Source organism: Methylotuvimicrobium buryatense (assembly GCF_005931095.1).
Taxonomy (GTDB): domain Bacteria; phylum Pseudomonadota; class Gammaproteobacteria; order Methylococcales; family Methylomonadaceae; genus Methylotuvimicrobium; species Methylotuvimicrobium buryatense.
Genome location: NZ_CP035467.1, coordinates 4809896 through 4830933, shown reverse-complemented (window position 1 = coordinate 4830933; position 21038 = coordinate 4809896). Strand labels below are relative to the sequence as shown.

The window sequence follows — 21038 nt, the reverse complement described above, 5'->3', positions numbered from 1 at the left end:
CCGGACCCAGGCAAACGTGCGATCCAGTGGTCGTAGCGGATATCAATGTGTGTTCGAAGCAAATTCTTGTTGTCTTAGCAATGTCGGGACATCGATAATCAGTGCGACTTCGCCGCTACCGAGAATCGTCGAGCCGCCGACCCCTTGCACATGCCCGAACAACTTTCCGAGTGGTTTGATTACCGTTTGCAGTTCGCCTTTTAGTTTGTCGACGACCAAACCAGCCTTGACGCCAAGATGTTCGACGACAATGACATTTTGGCGTTTTGATAGGGTTGCCTTTTTGTTGAACAGTTGGCGCAGGCGAATGAAAGGCAAAACTTCGCCGCGCAATTCCATATAATCGTGATTTTCATTAGGCGGCAGCGCGACGCATTCGACGACCCTGTCAAGCGGTATCACATAAGAAGATTCGCCGACGCCGACTAAAAATCCGTCGATGATCGCAAGCGTCAAAGGTAAATAAATCCGCAGTGTCGTACCTTTTCCGGGTGTACTGTCGATAGCGATGTCGCCCCGTAATTCGGTGATATTGCGTTTGACGACATCCATGCCAACGCCACGGCCGGATAAGTTTGAAATTTGATCGGCAGTCGAAAAGCCGGGTTCGAAAATCAGCGAATAAACTTCCTGGTCGCTCAATGTTTCACCAACTTGTATCAACCCGCGTTCGACCGCTTTCGCTAAAATCTTGTCACGGTCAAGTCCGCGTCCGTCGTCTGAAACTTCGATTACAATGTTGCCCGAGCTATGGTAAGCATTGAGTTGTAAATTTCCTTGCGCGGGTTTATCGCGTTCAATGCGCAACTGGGCTGGCTCGATGCCGTGATCCATCGCATTACGCACCAAATGCATCAAAGGATCGCCGATTTTTTCGACGACCGATTTATCGATTTCAGTATCGGCGCCGCTGATATGTAACTTAATGTCTTTACCCAATTCTTTGCTGACATCGCGAACGACGCGTTGAAAACGGCTGAATGTGGATCCGATCGGCACCATGCGTAGTTGCAGTGCGCTGTCGCGTACTTCCTCGACAAGGCTAATGACGGCCGCATTGGCTTCTTGTAAAGCCATGTCTCCGGTTTGCGAGGCGCGTAAGCTAGCGGATGCACCGGCGATAACTAGCTCGCCTATCAAATCGATTAGTATGTCGAGTCGTCCGGCGTCAACGCGAATACTTTGGTTCTCAATTGCCTTGCTCTCCTTGACGCGTTGCTGTTTTTCGAGAGCGGCGCTGACGATCGGTTTTTGTACGGTTTGTTGTTCGATAAGAATGTCGCCGATATGCTGCGACTGTTGTCGTTCGCGTTTGGCTTGTTGAGCCTGAAGTCCCTCTTCAAGTTCGCGGCGCGTAATGACGCCGCATTTGATCAACAACTCGCCGAGTTGCATGTCATCTGATTCGAGTGAGTCGATCAAATCGATGTAATATTCGATCTTGCTTTCCAGCGGTAGGATATGAATTTGGCTGCCGGCCCTTACGAAATCGAAAACATTCTCGATATCGGCTTTTTCCGCATCGCTTTTGAAGACAATTTCGAAGATGAGATAATTGCTTTCAGGATCCATTTCGCCGGCGCTTGGTAACGCTTGCGTAGATGTCGTCAACTCGATGATTTCACCGAGCTTCGTCAAATAAAGGATGAACGACAACGGGTCCATGCCATCGCGCAGACAATCCGGATTGAAATGCAAAAAGAGATGCCAATTGCCGCTTTTTGAATTGTCGCACTCAATATTTTGGACACGATGGGTTTCGTCTTGCACTTGGATAGACTGTGATGCCACTTGGCTCGAATCGGTCTGTTTTCCCTCGGCGTTATCGAGAAAGGGCTGCAATCCCGCAATTATTTTTTCACTTTGCTTCGTTAGATCAGAATTTTCTTCGGTATGTCCTTTGGCAATTTCTCGAACTAGAATGCCGAGATGGTCGCAACAAGGCAGCAACGCGGCGACCAATTCAGAATCGACTTTTAAAAGACCGTCTCGCATGGCATCGAGCACGCTTTCAACAACGTGAGTAAAGCCGACGATGTGTTCGAACCCGAATATGCCCGCGCCACCTTTGATTGTATGAGCCGCGCGAAAGATTGCATTGATGGTTTCTTCGGATTCTTCAATGCTTTCCAGTTCCATCAAACCCTCTTCCATGACCTGCAATAACTCGGCGCTTTCGATGGTGTAGTTAACCAGCAATTCCTGCATTTCTTTATCTAAACTCATCGTTTTACTCCTCGTCGCTGGAGAGCACTACTTGATCGCCGAAAGTGCCGGTCAAGTTGGTCAGCTCCAATACGTTCAGGACCGCTTGGCTATGCATGACAAACTTGAGTTTTTTACCGGCTTTCATGGCTTCGCGTTTAATCAGGATCAAAAGCTGCAAGCCGGCGGTGTCGATTTCCGAAACATTAGCGAGATCGACCTCCAATTCTTCGTCGCACTCGAGAAACTCAAGTAAGCGCGGCTTTTGTTCTGCTGCGTTGAAAATGTTGAGTTCGCTTTCCAGAGCTAGAGTTTGCATGAGTTCTCCTAGGCTTTAAGTTCGGTTACGATTGCTGAGCCATTTGCAGTGCCATCGAGCAGATTATTGAAGTTCACGGGAGAATCAATTTGGAAACTGCGGCTAGCATCTGTTGCGGCTGAAACGGCTTAACGACCCAGGCTTTGGCGCCTGCCGCTTGACCCTCTTGGATCTTACTTTGCTGTGATTCGGTAGTCAGCATGATGATCGGCGTAAATTTATAGGCAGGTAGTTTTTTGGCTTCTTTGACGAATGTGATGCCGTCCATGTTCGGCATATTGACATCGGAAATGATCAAATGAATTTTCTTGCCGTCCATTTTGCTTAGTGCGTCTTTGCCGTCGCAGGCCTCGATGACCTCGTAGCCGTCGCCTTTCAACGAGATTTTGACGAGTTGACGGATCGATGAGGAATCGTCGACGATCATGATGGTTTTGCTCATGGTTTTTCTCCTAGAAAAAAGTAATGATTGAAGGGGCGTCATCGGCCGTTTGGTCCGGCTTCCGACCCTCTTGGTGAAGCTGGCGCTCTTCCGCCATCGCGTAAGAGCGTTCCAATTCGGCCATTAACGCTTCGGGATCGATGGTTTCGATTTCGCCGTTAGTGTTGAATTTTTCGAGCATGCTGTCGAAACGAGGAGGCAGGCTTTCGATGTTTTCGCAGACGTGACTGAGTACTTGGCTGACACGGTCTTGGAATTGCAAGCTGACGATAGCGTTTTGCACTTCCCGTTGAATACAGGCGCTTTCGTTGCGTAGAATTGCCGTCGATTCGGCAAGCGTATTCGTGGCTTCGTGAAAATCGCTCAAAACTTTGTTGATCGATTGCTCGGCATGATTGACCGACTCGGCATCGTGTTCTGCTGTATGCGTGGCTTCTTCAAATGCCGAAGAGATCGCGGCATTGATCGTTTCGACTTTTTCGGTGATGCGTTTGCCGGTTTCACCAGACATGGTCGACAGTTTACGAACCTCATCGGCCACCACCGCGAAACCTCGACCTGCCTCTCCGGCGCGCGCCGCCTCGATCGATGCATTGAGCGCGAGCAGATTGGTTTGACCCGCGATGCCGGCGACATCGGCGGCCATGGTTTTCAGATCGTCGATGAATTGCAGCAATCGGTGTATTTCCATCAGCAGAGCATCTTTGTTTTGTTTAGCCGCGCGAAGAGAATTGACGACGGTTTCGAGTTCTTGCTTATTGCGCTCGAACATCACGACTAAACCGGAATCGCCCGAAGCCATCGCCGAAGCGTCGATCGATTGTTCGATGCGGTCAATGATTTCGCTAAATTGGTCGAGAAGTTGCATCGTCGCGTTTTCCATCTGGCTGCGGGAGCTTTCGATCTGCCGTGTCCATACCGGCATCAATTGGTGTGCCAAATGTTGCTGATTTTCCAGTAATGTTGCGATCAAATTTTTGTCGGATTCCCGGTTTTTTGTATTATCCGAATTTAATGTGGCCGCGACTTGACCTGAAAGTGTATTGCTGAGGCGTATGCCAATACCGATAGCAACGATAGGCAATGATGCGGCGATTGCCGCAGCTTGCCAACCAAGGTCCGCAATAGCGGTGATCGCGACGGCACAGGCGCCCATTGCACCGATAATTGCCGTACCGATCAGGCAAGCTGTTCTGATGTTTTCCATATTGACTCCCAGTCGACTAATGTTTTGAATTCATATCCGGGCGACCGACCAAGCCCGTAATGACCTCGATAATATTGTTATAGTCCTTGATCTTGTCGAAGAAATAGCTGGCGCCATATTGCAATGCACGCTTTTTGTGCTGCTCGGTCGGGACGAGTGTCATTACTAAAATGTGTACGACTTCGCATTTGGATTTGATAGCTTTTAGAACTTCGAATCCATGACCGTCTTCCAGGCATAAATCGAGCAAAACGATTTCAGGATGGTGAACGGTGGCCAATGCGATCGCTGTTTCAACAGAATCGGCTTCGAGTAGCGAATGTTCCGGAATGCTGAGGCTAAGCATTTCGATGATTCGTTGGCGAACCAACGGGGAATCTTCAACAACCATCAGTTTCATGACTTTTTAATAAATGTTTTTCGTTGGGAAGCATCATGCGAAAAAAAGCGCATAAAAAATATCGGTGTATTTCCGAAATGACTTCTAGGAAAAAAGACGAGTGGCTATAGGAAAATTCCTATAAATGGTTTGTAAGCCGTGTTGCTTGCGGGCTATTGGTAGTTCTTAAGGAAAGAAGGTGTCGGGGGACGGGTTGATGAGATTGCAAACGATTTCACGTTTTCGAGAAGAACTCGATGCATACCGGCTATAAATCCGGCTTTTGTTGTCGGTCGATTTTCAAGGCATATCTAGAAGCTGATGTTTGATTGCATAACGGATTAAGTCGGCGTTAGTCGTCAATTGCATTTTTTGGAGGATATGCGTCTTGTGCGTGCTGATGGTTTTTACGCTGACAGAGAGTCGGTTGGCAATTTCGGTCAGGCCTTGACCGTCCGCCAATAGTTTGAAAATTTGAAATTCGCGGTCGGAGAGCAATGTGTGCGGTGGTTTGTCGCCGGATGATGTATTGCTATTAAATTCCATCGCCATGCGTTCAGCCGACGCTGGACTAATGAAAATGCCGCCGCTTGCCGCTTTGCGGATTGCCGAGACCAGTAATGTTGATGCGCTTTCTTTGGTCAGATAGCCAGAGGCGCCGGCTTTATATGCGCGAATCGCATATTGTTCCTCGCTATGCATGCTGAGGATTAGTACCGGTAATTTAGGTTGATCGGATTTGATTTGTTTCAACAATTCCAAACCGCTACGCCCGGGCATCGTCATGTCCATTACCATGACATGAATGTCGAGTTTACGCATGAGCCGGAGCGCTTCCATGCCGTCTGAGGCCTCGCCGACCACTTCGATGTCGTCGGAATCGGCGAGGATTAGCTTCAGGCCTTCGCGCAAGATCGCGTGATCGTCAACCAGCAATACTTTTATCATGTTCTTTTAATGGTTCGGTAATGACTTGTTTTGGCAGCATGACACGAATTTTGGTACCTTGTCCCGCTTGCCCGGTGATATCGATATGACCGCCCAGCGAGGTGACGCGTTCGCGTATGCCAAGTAAGCCGAACGGCTTTCGTTTGTTCGCGCTAGCGGCTTGGTGAATAAGGCCGATACCGTCGTCTTTTATCGATAGTACAATGCGTTCGTCGCAGTCTTCCAGTTCGACATCGAGACGGGAGGCTTTGGCGTGGCGTGCCACGTTGGTGACGGCCTCCTGCAAAATACGAAATATCGTTGTGTTAAGAACGTTATCGAAATCGAATTCCTCATGGCTTATTTTTAAGGTATATTCGACGCCAGTCCGCTCTTGAAATTCTGCGAGTAACCATTCGGCAGTTGCGGCCAATCCTAGGTCATCGAGTAAACCGGGGCGCAGGTTCGCAGAGATACGGCGCATCGAGTCGACCGTCGAATCGACGAGTGTGATCATATTGTCGGTTTTGACGAGCATTTCATCCTGGTCGTCGGCAAATCGTGTTAGCAACCAGGTTAAATCCATTTTCAGCGCGGTTAGTGCTTGTCCCAGTTCGTCGTGTAGCTCCCGCGCGATGCGAGTTCTTTCTTCTTCCCGGACCGACTGTAAAAAAGAGGACAATTCGCGCAAACGGCAGCGCGATTCGTTCAATTCGCGCTCGGCTTGTTTTCGGCGGCTAATGTCATGAAATGCCGTTACGACCGCTATGACTTGGTCGTTTTCGCGGATCGGTGTAGCAACATAAGAAACTTCAAAAAATGAGCCGTCGCGACGAATGAAAATTTCATCCTCGGTACGGTAGGGAATACCTTGACGGGTATAGTTGCCGACCGGGCAATCTTGTTCTGGATAGGGCGAACCGTCCGCTTTGAGGTAATGTATCAGTCGATGAAGATTTAGTCCGCTGACTTCGTTATTGCGCCAACCTAACAGCCTCTCCGCTTCGGGGTTTATGAACAGGATGCGTCCCTGGGCATCGGTAACTGCCAGTCCTTCGCCCAGCGCGCCGACGATGTTGTTTAATAATTTTTCTTTTTGTTTCAACGCCTGTTCGACTTGACGTTTTGTCGCGCGGTTTTTCGCTTCGGCGACTTCTCTTCGAATGGCGGGAACCAGTCGGACAAGGTTGTGTTTCGGTATGAAATCGTGAGCGCCTTTTTTCAGCAGCGTGACTGCGGTTTCTTCGTTCAAACAACCTGAAATAACGATACAGGGGATATCGAGATTGTTCGCTTCGAGGATATCGAGTACTTCGTAAGCGCTGAATGCCGGCAGATTATAATCGGAGACGATGACGTCCCAAGGCCGACTATCGAGTAATGTATGTAGGTCTTGTTTATTTTGTATCGCAGTATGCTCGAACGACAGTCCATCTCTTTCAAGAGTTGATATGACTAGCGCTTCGTCCAACTTATCGTCTTCGATCATCAGGATCGAAATTTTGCCGATTTGAGTCGTATTCATGTTATTACTGTTTCATTCCAGTTCAGCCAATAGCCGGCAATTTCGCGCACGGCTTCGACAAACTTTGCAAAATCGAGCGGTTTTTGGATATAGCTGTTGGCTCCGAGACGATAACTGGCTTCCAGGTCGCAGGATTCTTTGGACGAAGTTAATACGACAACCGGAGTTAGACGAGTTTGATCGATGCCGCGGATTTGTTTGAGCACTTCCAAACCGTCCAGTTTGGGTAATTTTAAATCGAGCAAGATGATGCGAGGTAATAATCGGCGATCTCGTTCGCTATGCTTGCCGCGAGCAAACAAATAGTCCAGTGCCTCTTCGCCGTCTCTGACGACTTCTATTTTATTCGTAATGTTATTATCTTGTAAGGCCCTGAGCATCAACGTAACGTCGTCTTCGTTGTCTTCCACCAGCAATATGACTTTGTCGCTCATGTTATATAATCTCATGGTAGTAAAATTAGAGTTTGAAAAAAAAGGTCGCTCCTTCATCCGGAACGCTTTCCGCCCAAACGCTGCCGTTGTGACGAGAAATAATACGCTGTACCGTCGCCAAACCGACACCTGTACCCTCGAATTCATCTTCGCTGTGCAGCCGTTGAAAAGCTCCGAACAGCTTGTGCGTGTATTTCGGATTGAATCCGGCGCCATTATCGCGCACAAAATAGACCGTTTGCTCGTTACTACGATAAAAACCGAGTTCGATTATAGTCGGTTCTCGATGACGCGTGAATTTCCATGCGTTGGCTAACAAGTTTTCCAAAACGATTTTCAATAATTGACTGTCGCCGAATATGCGACAGTCAGGCGCTATTAGGAATTCAGCCTTGCGCTCCGGTTCCCTTTGCTTGAGGTCCGTAAGAATCTCTTGCGCCATTTTTGATAAATCGACTTCGACGTATCGTAATTCGCCTCGGTTAACGCGGGACAATTGTAGCAAGTCGTCGATTAACTCAGCCATGCGCTTGGCTGCATTTTGAATACGATCGAGATAGCGGCGAGCTTTTTCGTCCATCGAATCGCCGTAATCGACTGATAGCATGTGTGAAAAGCCGTCAATCGCGCGCAACGGTGCACGAAGATCGTGGGAAACCGAATAACTGAATGCTTCCAGTTCTTTGTTGGCCGCTTCAAGCTGGGCCGTGCGTTTTTTAACGCGTTGCTCCAGTTGTCGGTTCAGGGCCTCGATCTCGGTCTTGTTTTGCCAGCTTTCGGTAATGTCGAGATGCATGACGACTGCGCCAAGCTGTTCTTCGGTCGATAGCGGTACGGCGATCATACGGTACCAACGCTGCTGATCCGGGGAGTTGCAGTCGTATTCATTGACGAATTGCGGACTTTGTCCGGACAGTACGTTTTTTAATCCATCAATTGTCGATTGAATGTCGGAATTGAGGCAAGTGGCGTTGTAACAGGCTTTAGGGTAATTGGTGCCGACGCCGAATTGTTGTAATGATAGACCGTTTTGACGCGCAAAATCATCCCAGCGCTTATTTACTGCAATAATTATACCGTCGTTGTCCAGTAACGCTAAATTGGCGGGGAGTGCGTCAAGTATCGCGCGTAGAATATTCGATTGATGCTGCAATTCTAGCTGGTTTTTCTTCAATTCATATTCAGCGAGCTTTCGTTCTGTAATATCGAGCGTCGTTCCTGTCATTTGTATTGGTTTTCCGTCGGCATTTAGAACGGTTTCACCTTGTCCGAGAATGTAGCGTATTTTTCCATCGGGCCTGCGGATACGGAATTCGCAACGGTAAGTGGATGACGTGTCGAGCGCTTTTTGAATTTCGTTGATGAAGAGTGTCCGGTCTTCTTCGACAATGAATTCGAGAAATGCATCATAGCTGGTTGCGATGCTTCCGGGCTCTAGGCCTAAAATACGGAAGCGTTCGTCTGACCACGACTGCCGGCCGGATTCAATGTCCCATTCCCAGCTACCCATGTGCGCGATGGCCTGTGCTTTGGATAGGTTTTGTTCTTTTTCGGTCAGGGATTGCTGGGCTTTTTTACGTTCGGTGATGTCGTTGAGAGTGGAGCGGCTGGCAATATAATGGCCTTGTTCGTCATAAATCGCGGTGGCGTTGACCGATACGAAAAAATGCGAGCCGTCTTTACGGACCATTTCGAACTCGAGATCTTGAACCGAACCTTCGTGTTTGAAGCGAGGAAAGTTTTTTTGAAATACTTTAACGTATTCGTCGGGAATCAAATCGATAAAAAGAACCTTGTCGACCAATTCCTCGCTTTCGTAGCCAAGCCAGTCGAGTTCGGTTCGATTGATTTTACGAATCACGCCGTCGCTATCCAAAGAATGGTATCCGCAGGGTGCATTTTCGTAGAGGTCTTCGATTTCGGCTTTCGAGCGAAGCAATTGTTTTTCTGTGCGTTTTTGCTCGGTGATGTCCAGCAAGGTCCCGAATATTGCGATCGGTTTACCCGCTTCATTCGTCTGAACATGAATCGATGCCTGTATATGACGTATCGCACCGTCAATTCGTACAATACGATATTCCATTTCGATCGGCTCGAGGTTTTTGGAGATATCTTCAAGAGCGGTCAATACCTTGTCTCTGTCTTCAAAATAGAGCAATGAAGCGAACGATGAGTAGTCGGGTTGGCGCGATTGCGGAGTCATGCCTACGATCCGAAACATTTCGTCGGACCAGCTCATTTGATCACTGATCAAGTCCCATTCCCAATTGCCGAGATGTGCAATCGCTTGGGCTTGTGACAGCATTTTTTCTTGACGGACAAGGTTGTCTCGGATTCGTCTGTGTTCGGTGACATCGCGAAAAACCATGACGACACCGATGATCGAGCCGTCTTTGTCGATAATCGGCGATGCTAATTGCTCTATCGAATACGTCGTGCCGAAAGCCGAAACTATCATGGCATGGTTGGCCAGCAATATTGCCCGTTGTTCGCGCAGACAACGATCGACCGGGTTTTCGATCGGGCTGTGATCGGTTTCGTCGAAAACTTTAAATACCTCGGCAAGCGGACGACCGGATGCCGCTTCGTTCGACAAGCCTGTCAATTGCGAAGCGACGGTATTCAACGAGGTCACGATACCTTTCGAATTAGTCGTGATAACGCCGTCCATGATCGAATGCAGCGTGACTTCCGCGCGCTCTTTCTCTCGATGCATGGCTTGCCTGGAAAGCTCCAGTTTGGCGTAAGGGTCGCGTACCAATTGTTCGAATAAAACACGGTACAAAAAGAGATAGGCCACGATTTTGTATATGTGCCCGAGCAAATTGAACGCGTCGGTCACGCTGGAATAACTGGTGAAGCATAATTCGCTGATGACGATGACGCTGGCTGCAGGACAAAGACCGCGACAATCGAAATGCATTCGAGTCTTAGTGGATACTCGGTAAAATAATACGGCCGATACGGCATACATCGTCATCACGATGTATTCGGCAATTTTTTTGGCGGGTGTCAAACCGCTTTGTTCGTCCCAAAACAGCGGTATCCAAGTCGGATGCCATAATTCGACCCAATATGTCAAAGCGGTTATCGTCAAAAAAAACGCGAGTAGGCGATAACGTCCTTGTTGAGACTTGAATGGTCGCCAAGCCAGCGTTGATGATGCTAGCATTGCGGCGGCCAGCATGAATCGAGCAGCAAGCCAAAACACAATCCCTTTTTGCGGACTGCTGGGGCTAATGAAGTCCGGCATGCCTTGATACGACATTAAATGCGCGAAATCCAGTAAGCCGACAGACAAAAAAGCGGTGCCTAGAATAGTTAGGTTACGTGGACGGTCGGCGTCGCATGTGTTCCAGATAATTCCAAAAATCATGCATGAAACGATGACCGAAAAAGTTTCCATTATCGTATGTAATGGAAGATAGGAGTCGATTTCGCGTAACTCCGATATCGGTGGCAAGAGAAGAAAAATGAAATAAATCAGAGCGAAAAAGCCGACTAGAATCCAAGTTTTGAGAATTAGGCTATTGATCATGACTTATTTTAAAGGGATAAGCACATCTTGGGCGGTTGCTGATTATGCTGTGAAAAAGGCGATGATTATTCTATAGGCTGACTATAACACGGAAATTTGATGGTATTGATTCGAATCGATTAAACCCTAGTCCTTTTATTTTACCTATCGTAGATCAAAATACGACACCGCGGCGCTCGTCAAAGGACGTCGTGAATCCAGCACATAAATTATCCAAGAAAATTCACTATGAACTATGGAATTTAGGTGTAGGGTGAATATGTTCTTGTAGACTCTTTGCCAGCATTCATGATGGCAAAGCCTTGCTATCGCCGTGGCTGGTGACGTGAACATCAATGTTGCATTACGCCCAGGATGGCGTGTAATAGGGCGCCACAGTAGGCGCTTTAGGCGACAACTAGTCTGACATGTGGCAAGTAGAAAAATCCCCCTGCATTTTCTGCATTCTTTTCATCCCTGTAACTCAGCAGTTGCCGAGAAGTAAAAATCGACCTAACGCCCCGGCGCCTCTTCAGGCACTAATGTAAAGCGTATAAAAGGCCTGTTCGAGGTGCGAAGGAGTTATAAATGTTCCGAGGCAATTTCAAGCTTGATGAATCGACTTATGTTGCTATCGCTAAAATTACCGTAAGCCAGCAGCAGTTTCACATAAGCACATTCGAGCGACAGATTCCAAAGCATTTCGGCGCCTTGTTCGAGTAATTCTCGCGTGCTTTCGTAGGCGCTATCGGTGTGTATCGACGGCGCCAGATAAACCGGAATGCCCTGCTTACTGCAACGTTCGATGAACGGCAGCAATGACCAATCAGCGCCCCACTGCATCGAAGCGCACGCTGTGCCGGAATGATAGAGATCGTGCAATACCGCATCGATGCCATCCAAATTAAACAGCGTGTAATTCAACCCCGGATAAGGCCTGATTAATGCGATGCGTTTCGAGAAATCCGGTTTTAAATCGAAAGCCGTGCCGGCTTTGTTTTTAAGCGTGATGAGCGGTTCGGAAAAAACGCCGTTTTCGAAACGGCAATAGCTTTTGTTTTGCACGCTGATAAAATCGCCGCTGAGTTGCAGCGAAGAAGCCAGGCGGCTGCCTAAATGGATTTGCGTGTATTCGCCCGGGTTTCGATAAGGGACGAAAACGCCCGTTTCGCGGCGCTGACGGATGAATTCGATCGCGGCGATAAAATTGTTCAAGCCGTTGGCCTCGGGATGATCAAGGGGGCGGTCGCTCGATACCAGCAGCATCGGTTTGTTTAGCGCATGGAAATAAAGACTTAACGCGGCGGCGGTATAGGCTAAGGTATCGGTGCCGTGCGTGACGATGACGCCGTCGTAGCGTTCGGGTTGCTCTGCCTCGATGGTTTTAATCAGTGTTTCCCAGAAGGTAGGTGTAATATTTTCGCTTAAAATTTGAACCGGTCGTATCGTTGTGAAGTCGATTTGTGAATGTTCCGGATACTGTCGTTCAAATAGCTGCAGTAAACGGTATGGCGCGTTGACGGAAGTTGCGATCGTGCCGCAGGAAGCCTCCGATCCGATCGTGCCGCCGGTAAATACAAGCAAAACGTTTTTCATAGTATGATGAATTCCAAAACAAATCTTCCAAGAATAGCAAAGACCTTTTTTTAACAAAATGAAAATATCTCTAATCGTCGCCATGTCTAGTAATCGCGTGATCGGTATCGATAACCGCTTGCCGTGGTATTTATCCGCGGACCTGAAAAAATTCAAGTCCATCACGATGGGATCGCCGATATTGATGGGCCGTAAAACGTACGAGTCGATCGGCAGGCCGTTGCCGGGACGGATCAATATCGTTATTACGCGTAATCCCGATTACCGTCCTTCGGGCTGCGAGGTATATAACGATATCGAAAGCGCGATGGAAAGTTGCCGTAATCATAACGAAATTTTCGTGATCGGCGGAGCGACATTTTACGAGGCCATGCTGCCGGTTGCCGATTACCTATACCTAACCGAGGTTAGGTGTGCGTTCGAAGGCGATACTTTTTTTCCGGAAATCGACAATAATCATTGGTTGGAAACGCATCGTGAGGATATTCACAATGACCCGGACGTTTCCTTCGGGTACAGTTTTGTGAAGTTGGAAAGAATAAAAAAATAGGCGGATTCAACCGATCATCAGTTCCCTCATGTTCAGATTTTAAATCACAACGAACACGACGGCGGCGACAATACCATGCTGTTTAGAGAAATTGTAATCATGCATTCGTTCGGCAAAATATAATTACAAAAAAGAGGAAGGAACAATGACAAAACTAATCAATCAACAAAGACGTCAGTTTTTACAATATTCGTTTTTCGGCGTGGCCGCAGCTTCCTTGCCCGGCATTAGCGCTGCGGCGATGAAACAAATCAAGAGCGAGCCCTCCCCCGACTTCAACCCCGATGTCGAAATCGAATTTACCTCGCGTAACGCTTTCGTGCCTATTCTAAGCAATGGGGAGAAGTCAAAAGTACAAAAATATTATGGCAAGCTATTGAAAGGCCCTAAGGATACCTTGCAAGACCTCGGCGATAATTTTTTGGGGCCTGTGATGAATCTGGTCAAAGGCCAAAAAGTCAGGGTTTATTATCGTAACCGGCTAAGCGAACCATCGATCATTCATTGGCACGGACTGCATGTACCGCAAGCCAGCGACGGGCATCCGATGTATACGATAGGTCCTGGCGAGCAATATGTGTATGAATTCGAAGTGATGAACCCTGCCGGAACCAGTTTTTATCATTCGCATGCGCATGAAGTCACCGGCGATCAAGTCTATTTCGGCTTAGCTGGGTTGATTAAAGTCACCGACGATACTGAAAAAGCCTTGGGACTGCCCAGCGGCGAATACGATGTTCCGTTAGTGCTGCAAGACAGGCGCTTCGACGCCAAAAACCAATTGCGTTACGTACATGGCATGCACGACAAAATGATGGGCTTTCTCGGCGATAAAATTATCGTTAATGGCAAGGAGGATGCCGAATTTTCGGTCAAGGCGCGGGCTTACCGCTTCCGTGCTTTGAACGGTTCCAATTCCAGAATCTATAAATTGGGTTGGGATGACGGTACGCCGTTGACCGCGATCGGCACCGACGCCCATTTACTGGAAAAGCCGGAAACGCGCCCTTACATCATGCTGGCGCCCGGCGAGAGGGTCGATCTTTGGCTCGACTTTAGCGGGCGCGAAGCCGGGTCGAAGCTCGTTATGTATAGTTTGCCGTATACCGGTGCGATGCCGCCGATGTATGAACGCATGCACGGCATACAAAGCGATCATGGCGGCATGGAGGAGAATGACGCAGCAAACGAAACCCGCGGCATGGGCATGATGGGCGGCGGAATGATGTCGGGCGGCTTGGCGCAGGGCGCTAAATTTGCCGTCGCGACCTTCAATGTCACCGCAACAGCCGAAGACTCGCCCAAGCTACCGGCCCAATTGGTCGCCTTCGAGCGTTTGACCGAACAACACGTCGATAATGCCGCTAAACCGATTCCAATCGGGATTTCCGAAAAACCGATGCGGCCGCAACTGAACGGCAAATCGTTTACGATGGATCATGTGTTCGATTTTGAGAAAGTCAAGCTGGGTTCGATCAAAAAAATCAAAATCTTTCATGATCATGGCCCTGGCGGCGGTCAGCACGGCGATGCCAAAATGGAGCACGATCCTAAACCGAAAGCAGATTCGGCAATGCAGATGAAGCATGGCACCGATAAACAAGAAGGAGAGTCGATGCAAGGCGGTCATGGCCGCGGCGGCATGGGTAAGATGGGAGGCATGCGCCATGGCGGCGGTATGGGCATGATGGGCGGTATGCAACATGACGGCGATGCACAACAAGCCGATCATGAAGGCGGAATGGGCATGGGTCGCGGTATGCGTGGGATGCAGCACGGTGGCGATACCGACATGCAAATGGGCGGTGGTATGGAAGAGGGAGAAGGTATGGGTATGATGGGCGGCATGAATCTATCGATGGCGCATCCGATTCATTTACACGGTCAACAATACCAAATTCTATCGAGAAAAATCGGTCCGATGGGTTCGAAGGGTTATGAGACCGTCAAAGACGGTTTCATCGATAGCGGTTGGAAGGATACCGTCTTGGTCATGCCTGGCGAAGAAGTGGAAATTGCCAAGCCCTTCCAAGATTTTAAAGGCCTGTTCTTATACCACTGTCATAATCTGGAGCATGAAAACTTGGGCATGATGCGGCAGTTCTTGGTTGAATAGACTGGGCTGCCGGATTAACCAAGATCCGGCATGATTTTTACGGTATTCATTTTCCCCTTGTCGAAGACGCTTACATGGATGTAAGCGGTAGACTGCGTCGGGAACCGGCAGTCGAGGTGGCGTATTAACTCGAAGGGCTAACGAATTCATACAATTCCAATTTAATTCCACTATGCAGTTTCTGACCAGTTTAGTTTTATTTCGCACCCGGTATTGGGTTGCTTTGTATTTTACGGCCGCCTTGCTCGGTGCCCTGATCGGCTTTTTCTTTTTATATCCGATCAACGAATTCGTTTATTACTTCGAACACGAACGCTACCGGCCCGATGCAGCGAATGTGATTCGATATGTGACCGGTGAAGTGATGAATTCGCTGAGGGGCAAGACTCCGATGAAAACAACTTTTTATGCTTTCGTCGGCGCAAGTTTAGGCTGCATTACCGCGTTGCTTTACAATGTCATGCATCGGCGCTGGCTGCAAATTCAACAGCTTACGCATGAGTTGGACAAGGATTTAGAGGCGCTGATCAAACAGGGAGAAAATCCGCATTTGGAATTTAAATCGTCATTGCGCTGGGACATCGTTGAAAATCGGGTTAATCGCGCGCTCGAGGGCGTCGTGATCAAGACCTTAGCCGGCTTTATGAACGGACAAGGCGGCACATTATTGATCGGGGTATCCGACGAGGGCGAAATCCTGGGATTAAACCAGGATTATCAAACGTTGAAAAAACCCGGCCGTGACGGATATGAGCAGCTGATCATGACCATGATCGCGTCGAATATGGGCGCCGATATCTGTCAATTCGTACGGGTCGTCTATCATGATCTCGACGGACTGGATATTTGCCGCTTGATCGTGCTCCCGTCAACACGCCCGGTCTTCATTCAACAAGGTAACAACCCGAAGCTTTATTTGAGAACCGGCGGCGGAACACGAGAGCTCAATGTGCAGGAAGCAATGGATTATATGAAGGTCCGCTGGCATAAATAGCCGGTATACCCGATTCCCAAAATCCCGTTTTCCAATAACTGTTACTCTCGGAGATTGATGCTGAAAAGGCTTTCACGTTTTTTCAGAAACCACGGCCTGTGGTATGGTCAATTCTTAGCAATACCGGCTTAAAAAATTGGGGTATTCTGAATCCGGTGTTGAAAAGTTAACGTTTGGCCGTGTCAAAAATTTCATTGATTGTTGACGCCAATAAAAAACCAACTTTTAACCGAACCTTGTCGAATGTTGAAGTACTGTATAACTGACATTCGAACCGACAATTTTTCGAGAAGACCACAGGCGACATCCGGCCACTTTGCGACATTTAAAGATTTTAGCGTATGACGGCAGTAATTACGAAAGCAATCGCTTAACGTAGAGTTAACCGGGCGCGGCTCACCAAAGCTTGAAAATTGATAAAGTGGCAAATGGCCTCGCCCGGTTAAGCGTTTTGTTGGACCGATTTTTTTTTGCATTTATCGTAAACAAACTCAGGATCGAGGTCGGCTCCAGACTCCCATTCAATGGTGTCAAAAACAACTCTAACTTTTTCAAATGATTTGCAATCTTTAAGACGATTAAAAATTCCAAAACCCAAGTATGGCTTCATATCTAACACGCCGCTTTCGCCGTTACTAAAGGTGATATCAAGCATGAAATCATCTCTGGGGACAACATCTGTTACTGATGGATACATTTTATTCCCTCCTATTGTAATGGTTGAATTTTGAACGGTTCCTCACCATTCATAACCAAATTCCAGTCATTCATAAGTTCTTCTTGATGTATTTCAGCCCATGCTAAGACAAGCTTTATTTGCCTCCTCGGCAAATTTCCCTCAATCAGTTCACATGTGCGTATGTCTACCGTAGCTGTATATTCAGCATAGTAGACATGAAAGTGCGGTGGCGGATGTTCACCAGGCGCAAAGTACATGCGGATGATAATTCCATAAAACGTCGATATTGTTGGCAAGACAATCCCCTGTTTAACATCTTTCATCCGGCGGGACCGCTGGAGAGTTCCGCCTTATGAGGGTTTTGATTTCACTCTGCCCCGATTATCTTGCGACCCCGATTATCTGATGGAGTTTCACTCTTTATTTACAAAAATAAAAATATAAAAATGCCGCCAAAAAATTCATTTGGCAGTGGCTTTTCCCTCGACAGTCATTAACATTGGTCACGGAAACGCAAGAACGTAAGCGCTATCATATCCATGAGTTTGTGGTACAGAAAGCGATCAAGCGTGCAGTAAATGATGCTAAATTGACCAAACGGGCAACCGCCCATACTTTGCGGCATTCCTTCGCCAGCCATTTATTAGAATCCAATTATGACATTCGCACTATTCAGGAATTGCTAGACCACAGCGATATCAGAACCACGATGATTTATACCCATATAGTACAAAGCAGAACACTCAAGCAAGCAAAAAGTCCATTGGATTTTGATACAGAATAAGTTGTCTTATTTTTCGATCATAAAGTGACTGCTTTTATTCGCTTTTCTGCCATTAAGAAATTAGTATTCTATGACGGCTTTGGGTCGTTTTAGTCTATTTCGATTCAAACCCAAAATGACATTGGTGACTGGCTGCTATTGAGAAGTTCGGCATTTGCCGTGAAAACAATTTGGTTTTTTAAGGACAATTGAAAAGCCGGTATCTAAGGAGAGTCACTTTTTGCCATAGGTGTTATCGTGGTCAGGGGCAATGGTTAGAAGACGAATGAAATCGCCATCACAATAAGCGGTAGCCCTTCTGGCTTGGGTGATCCGCAACGAATAAATTGCATCAATCCCCGTCGGGGGGTTGACACTAATGATCTTTTCCCACTTTATGCCGCTGTCTCGATAAACTTGATTCCAGGTCATTTGCCGTATTTTGTTGAGAGAGTCTAAGGCAGCGTGTCTTTCCGGCTTTTGCAGCATAAATAAGTTTTTTTGAAAAACAGGGTTGTTAAGATCAAGCCTGACCAGTTTATCTTGGTCATTCTTCGCCACTTAATTTCTCCAGCATGCTATCCAAATTACTTTCAGCGGGTTTATTGGTTTGCGCCCAAGACAAGGCATTTTGCAAGTCTGTAGCCGCTTTTGGTTGGTGTAACCAGCTTTCGTTGTCAGGGATGATAGTTGCCGTGCGTATTAGCCATACCCCCGGCTCTTGCTCCTCCACTAGCACTTGTCGGCCAGCGTAATGCTTCCCAAGTGAGATTTGCCCATTTGCGCCAATGACTTTGACACTAGGTTGTGTAGTTGCTCTCGACATTGCAACCTCCTTAATAATATAAGAAGGCACTATAGCACCAACATGGAAAAATTAATAGCTCCCGACAAGGGGGAAAATATTCGATAAAAACCTAAGCGAAGATAACCGGGGATGTAAGCGAATTTTTAGCAATTTCAATAAACTATGATAAATAATAAACGTATTCGCCATGCCGGACTATGGCTCATATCAACCATTTTTGAAAGATCGGCCAACACCCTCCGGTCGGGGTAGCAATCTAGATTTAATAGTTAAGGCATTCTGCGACCCAGTCGACTGTCCGGTATTCGGCCAGCAATTCCCAATTTGGAGATCAAAAAGGGTGCGGGGTATGCTTGGCGAGGATGTCGGCAGCAGGGCAGGTTTTTGCTCCTCGGCAATTGCTGAGTTACATGGATGTAATGAATGCAGAAAATGCAGGAGCATTTTTCTGTCCTGCATTGCCCTACTACACGCCATCCTTGGCGTTCGAGCTGCCGCCAAGCCCCCATGGATGGGTTTACGGCGTTCCTCGACAGGCATACCCCACACCCTAAAATCGGCGAAACTGCTCAAACTGGGAATTGCTGGAGTATGTGGTGGTGGATGCACTTTTGGCGCAAAGTTCATGCGCATAATTATGCCATAGAAGCGATGGGTATTTTGCTTGTCAATACCTGATACCAAATACCCGAAAGGGAAATACCAATAAATCAGCTCTTTTTTTGCCTAGGCTTCAATACGCCTTCGCAATCGATACTGACTCGGAAAACACTCTCTCCCAAATGTAACGCTGTTAGTGCGCCGCCCCAGAGACAGCCGGTGTCGATGCAATAACAATTGTTGCCTCGATAGTAACCGAGCGAGGACCAATGTCCGAATACGATGCGCAGGTCGGCGTTTTTACGGTTGGCAATTTCAAACCAAGGTTTTAAATTCTTAGACTGGGTTCCAGGCGGCCCGTTATGAATAAAATCGAGTTTGCCGTTATCATCGCAATAGCGCATGCGCGTAAAACAATTGATAATAAAACGTAGCCGCTCGACGCCTTTTAATTGAGGCGACCATAGGTTCGGTTTGTTGCCGTACATGTCTTTGAGAAAATCGGCATAATTGGAATCTTGTAGTGCATTTTCCGCCAGAGCGGCCATTTCGCGGGTCGTGTCGAAATCCCATTGCGGGGGCAGGCCGGCATGCACGAGACAAAAGTCGTCATTGTAGTGAAACAGCGGCCGATGTCTGAGCCAATCGAGCAGTTCGTCTCGGTCCGGCGCCTCGAGGATTTCGCTCAGCGAGTCTTTTTTGCGCTCGGATCTAATCGAACAAGCCGTAGCGAGCAAGTGTAAATCATGATTGCCCAGTACGGTCACGGCCGAGGAACCAAGCGATCTTACGAAACGTAGGGTTTCCAGCGATTTCGGCCCGCGGTTGACCAAGTCGCCCGCAAACCAGATTTGGTCGGAGCGTTCATTGAATCGGAGTGCATCCAATAGTCTAAGCAAATCGTCGTAGCAACCTTGAATATCGCCAATCGCATAAATGGACATGGTCAGTGTAAGGTTCTAGGAATCGACAGCGTGAACTTAGGGATATAAGCTTCAAAATCCTCGCCGTCATCGGAGCGCATCGAATATTTGCCTTGCATCACGCCTACCGGCGTTTCGATCATTGCGCCGCTGGTATAACGAAATGATTCGCCGGGTTTGAGATAGGGTTGTTCGCCGATGACGCCTTCGCCCGTAACCTCTTGTACTTTGCCGTTGGCATCGGTAATCAACCAATGCCGAGTCAATAATTTCGCCGGAATCATGCCGGCATTGGTGATCGTAATCGTATAGGCGAAGACGTAACGTCCTTCTTCCGGGTATGATTGCGTTTCGATGAAATGAGGGGTAGCCTCGATCATGATTTTATTTTTTGTGCTCATCGACGATGGTATAAATTATGAATGCTAAATTGATTAGTATTTCAACTTAACTCGGTTTTAAACGCAAGCAACTATTCAACATGAGATTCGACAGAGCGTTTACTATTCTATTGCTTTTGTTGCCATTGAACGTTTACGCGGCAAGTGCCGTTGATTTGTTTTCCGCCTCGGTCGGCGGTAATCAAGCCCGAGTCGAAGCGCTTCTGGCTCAAGGCCTCAATGTTAATAGCGCAACTCCCGGCGGGCGCACCGCATTGATGGGCGCGAGTTTCGGCGGTAATGCGCGGATTGCGCAAACTCTCTTGGCTTACGGCGCCGATGTGAATATGGCCGATAATACCGGGACGACGGCGTTGATGGATGCATTGATGTTCAGTCATGAAAATATCGTTAACTTGTTGATAACGGCAGGCGCCGATGTCAATGCCAAAGACAATCAAAATATAACGGTATTGGGTCGAGCGAAAAAAGTCGGTAATGAGCGCATCATCAAAATCCTCGAGCAAGCAGGCGCTCAGGAAGCACCGGAAGTCGAAGAAACGGAGCCTGTGGAGGAAGAAGGCGAAGCCCCTGCGGAAGAACAAGAAAAGCCTGAAGAATAGAGAGGGGAATCGAGATTTTCGTAAGCAATTAAAGCTATACTTCCCTACTAA

21 protein-coding genes are annotated in these 21038 nt (G+C 47.8%); 5 read left to right on the top strand and 16 right to left on the bottom strand.

The annotated features are described in order from the left end of the window. Positions 1 to 42: 42 nt before the first annotated feature. From EQU24_RS21450 to EQU24_RS21405, 10 genes are all read right to left on the bottom strand, one after another. Positions 43 to 2226: a chemotaxis protein CheA gene (locus EQU24_RS21450; protein WP_017841597.1), complete on the bottom strand. Its 2184-nt coding sequence runs from the start codon at positions 2224 to 2226 to the stop codon at positions 43 to 45. Between the two features lie 4 nt (positions 2227 to 2230). Beyond that, positions 2231 to 2524: an STAS domain-containing protein gene (locus tag EQU24_RS21445; protein WP_017841598.1), complete on the bottom strand. Its 294-nt coding sequence runs from the start codon at positions 2522 to 2524 to the stop codon at positions 2231 to 2233. Between the two features lie 73 nt (positions 2525 to 2597). Next, positions 2598 to 2966, bottom strand: a complete 369-nt coding sequence (locus tag EQU24_RS21440) for a response regulator (RefSeq protein WP_017841599.1) — start codon at positions 2964 to 2966, stop codon at positions 2598 to 2600. A 10-nt stretch (positions 2967 to 2976) separates the two neighbouring features. Continuing rightward, a complete protein-coding gene (locus EQU24_RS21435; RefSeq protein ID WP_017841600.1) occupies positions 2977 to 4173 on the bottom strand; it encodes a methyl-accepting chemotaxis protein in 1197 nt (398 codons plus the stop codon). 16 nt (positions 4174 to 4189) lie between these two features. After that, on the bottom strand, positions 4190 to 4573 hold the full coding sequence (locus EQU24_RS21430; RefSeq protein ID WP_017841601.1) for a response regulator: 384 nt from the start codon (positions 4571 to 4573) through the stop codon (positions 4190 to 4192). Positions 4574 to 4852: 279 nt separating this feature from the next. Beyond that, positions 4853 to 5500, bottom strand: a complete 648-nt coding sequence (locus EQU24_RS21425; RefSeq protein WP_017841602.1) for a response regulator — start codon at positions 5498 to 5500, stop codon at positions 4853 to 4855. Beyond that, positions 5478 to 7004, bottom strand: coding sequence for a PAS domain S-box protein (locus EQU24_RS21420; protein WP_017841603.1), 1527 nt, complete (start codon positions 7002 to 7004; stop codon positions 5478 to 5480). The genes EQU24_RS21425 and EQU24_RS21420 overlap by 23 nt, the downstream gene beginning before the upstream one ends. Next, positions 7001 to 7453, bottom strand: coding sequence for a response regulator (locus tag EQU24_RS21415; protein WP_017841604.1), 453 nt, complete (start codon positions 7451 to 7453; stop codon positions 7001 to 7003). The genes EQU24_RS21420 and EQU24_RS21415 overlap by 4 nt, the downstream gene beginning before the upstream one ends. Before the next feature lie 10 nt (positions 7454 to 7463). Next, positions 7464 to 10976 carry an MASE3 domain-containing protein gene (locus tag EQU24_RS21410; protein WP_017841605.1) on the bottom strand — a complete coding sequence of 1171 codons (3513 nt, stop codon included), beginning with the start codon at positions 10974 to 10976 and terminating at the stop codon, positions 7464 to 7466. A gap of 561 nt (positions 10977 to 11537) precedes the next feature. Next, positions 11538 to 12551: an asparaginase gene (locus EQU24_RS21405; protein WP_026130268.1), complete on the bottom strand. Its 1014-nt coding sequence runs from the start codon at positions 12549 to 12551 to the stop codon at positions 11538 to 11540. Between the two features lie 58 nt (positions 12552 to 12609). Between EQU24_RS21405 and EQU24_RS21400 the strand changes: the two genes are divergently transcribed. The 3 genes from EQU24_RS21400 (at position 12610) to EQU24_RS21390 (ending at position 16211) form a co-directional block, all read left to right on the top strand. After that, positions 12610 to 13101, top strand: coding sequence for a dihydrofolate reductase (locus EQU24_RS21400; RefSeq protein WP_026130269.1), 492 nt, complete (start codon positions 12610 to 12612; stop codon positions 13099 to 13101). A gap of 145 nt (positions 13102 to 13246) precedes the next feature. Continuing rightward, positions 13247 to 15217, top strand: a complete 1971-nt coding sequence (locus EQU24_RS21395) for a multicopper oxidase family protein (RefSeq protein ID WP_017841608.1) — start codon at positions 13247 to 13249, stop codon at positions 15215 to 15217. Between the two features lie 172 nt (positions 15218 to 15389). Continuing rightward, positions 15390 to 16211, top strand: coding sequence for an AlbA family DNA-binding domain-containing protein (locus EQU24_RS21390; RefSeq protein WP_017841609.1), 822 nt, complete (start codon positions 15390 to 15392; stop codon positions 16209 to 16211). Positions 16212 to 16653: 442 nt separating this feature from the next. On the opposite strand, the gene EQU24_RS21385 is transcribed toward EQU24_RS21390, so the two are convergent. Next, positions 16654 to 16908: a DUF2442 domain-containing protein gene (locus EQU24_RS21385; protein ID WP_017841610.1), complete on the bottom strand. Its 255-nt coding sequence runs from the start codon at positions 16906 to 16908 to the stop codon at positions 16654 to 16656. Positions 16909 to 16919: 11 nt separating this feature from the next. Beyond that, positions 16920 to 17213 (bottom strand): DUF4160 domain-containing protein, encoded by a 294-nt coding sequence (locus EQU24_RS21380; RefSeq protein WP_017841611.1) that lies wholly within the window; start codon positions 17211 to 17213, stop codon positions 16920 to 16922. 140 nt (positions 17214 to 17353) lie between these two features. Between EQU24_RS21380 and EQU24_RS21375 the strand changes: the two genes are divergently transcribed. After that, positions 17354 to 17674, top strand: coding sequence for a tyrosine-type recombinase/integrase (locus EQU24_RS21375; RefSeq protein ID WP_083877759.1), 321 nt, complete (start codon positions 17354 to 17356; stop codon positions 17672 to 17674). A gap of 213 nt (positions 17675 to 17887) precedes the next feature. Here the strand turns inward: EQU24_RS21375 and EQU24_RS21370 are convergent, their stop codons facing one another. The 4 genes from EQU24_RS21370 to apaG all read right to left on the bottom strand — a co-directional run bounded on the left by EQU24_RS21370 (position 17888) and on the right by apaG (position 20364). Next, the gene (locus EQU24_RS21370) at positions 17888 to 18214 is read right to left on the bottom strand and encodes a hypothetical protein (RefSeq protein ID WP_017841613.1); all 327 of its coding nucleotides are present in this window, start codon (positions 18212 to 18214) and stop codon (positions 17888 to 17890) included. Further along, a complete protein-coding gene (locus EQU24_RS21365) occupies positions 18201 to 18479 on the bottom strand; it encodes a hypothetical protein (protein WP_017841614.1) in 279 nt (92 codons plus the stop codon). The genes EQU24_RS21370 and EQU24_RS21365 overlap by 14 nt, the downstream gene beginning before the upstream one ends. A 692-nt stretch (positions 18480 to 19171) precedes the next feature. After that, positions 19172 to 20005: a symmetrical bis(5'-nucleosyl)-tetraphosphatase gene (locus tag EQU24_RS21355; RefSeq protein ID WP_017841615.1), complete on the bottom strand. Its 834-nt coding sequence runs from the start codon at positions 20003 to 20005 to the stop codon at positions 19172 to 19174. 2 nt (positions 20006 to 20007) lie between these two features. Then, positions 20008 to 20364: a Co2+/Mg2+ efflux protein ApaG gene (gene apaG / locus EQU24_RS21350; protein ID WP_408607033.1), complete on the bottom strand. Its 357-nt coding sequence runs from the start codon at positions 20362 to 20364 to the stop codon at positions 20008 to 20010. Between the two features lie 101 nt (positions 20365 to 20465). Between apaG and EQU24_RS21345 the strand changes: the two genes are divergently transcribed. Beyond that, entirely contained in the window at positions 20466 to 20987 is a 522-nt protein-coding gene (locus EQU24_RS21345; RefSeq protein WP_017841616.1) for an ankyrin repeat domain-containing protein, read from the top strand. Positions 20988 to 21038 lie beyond the last annotated feature (51 nt).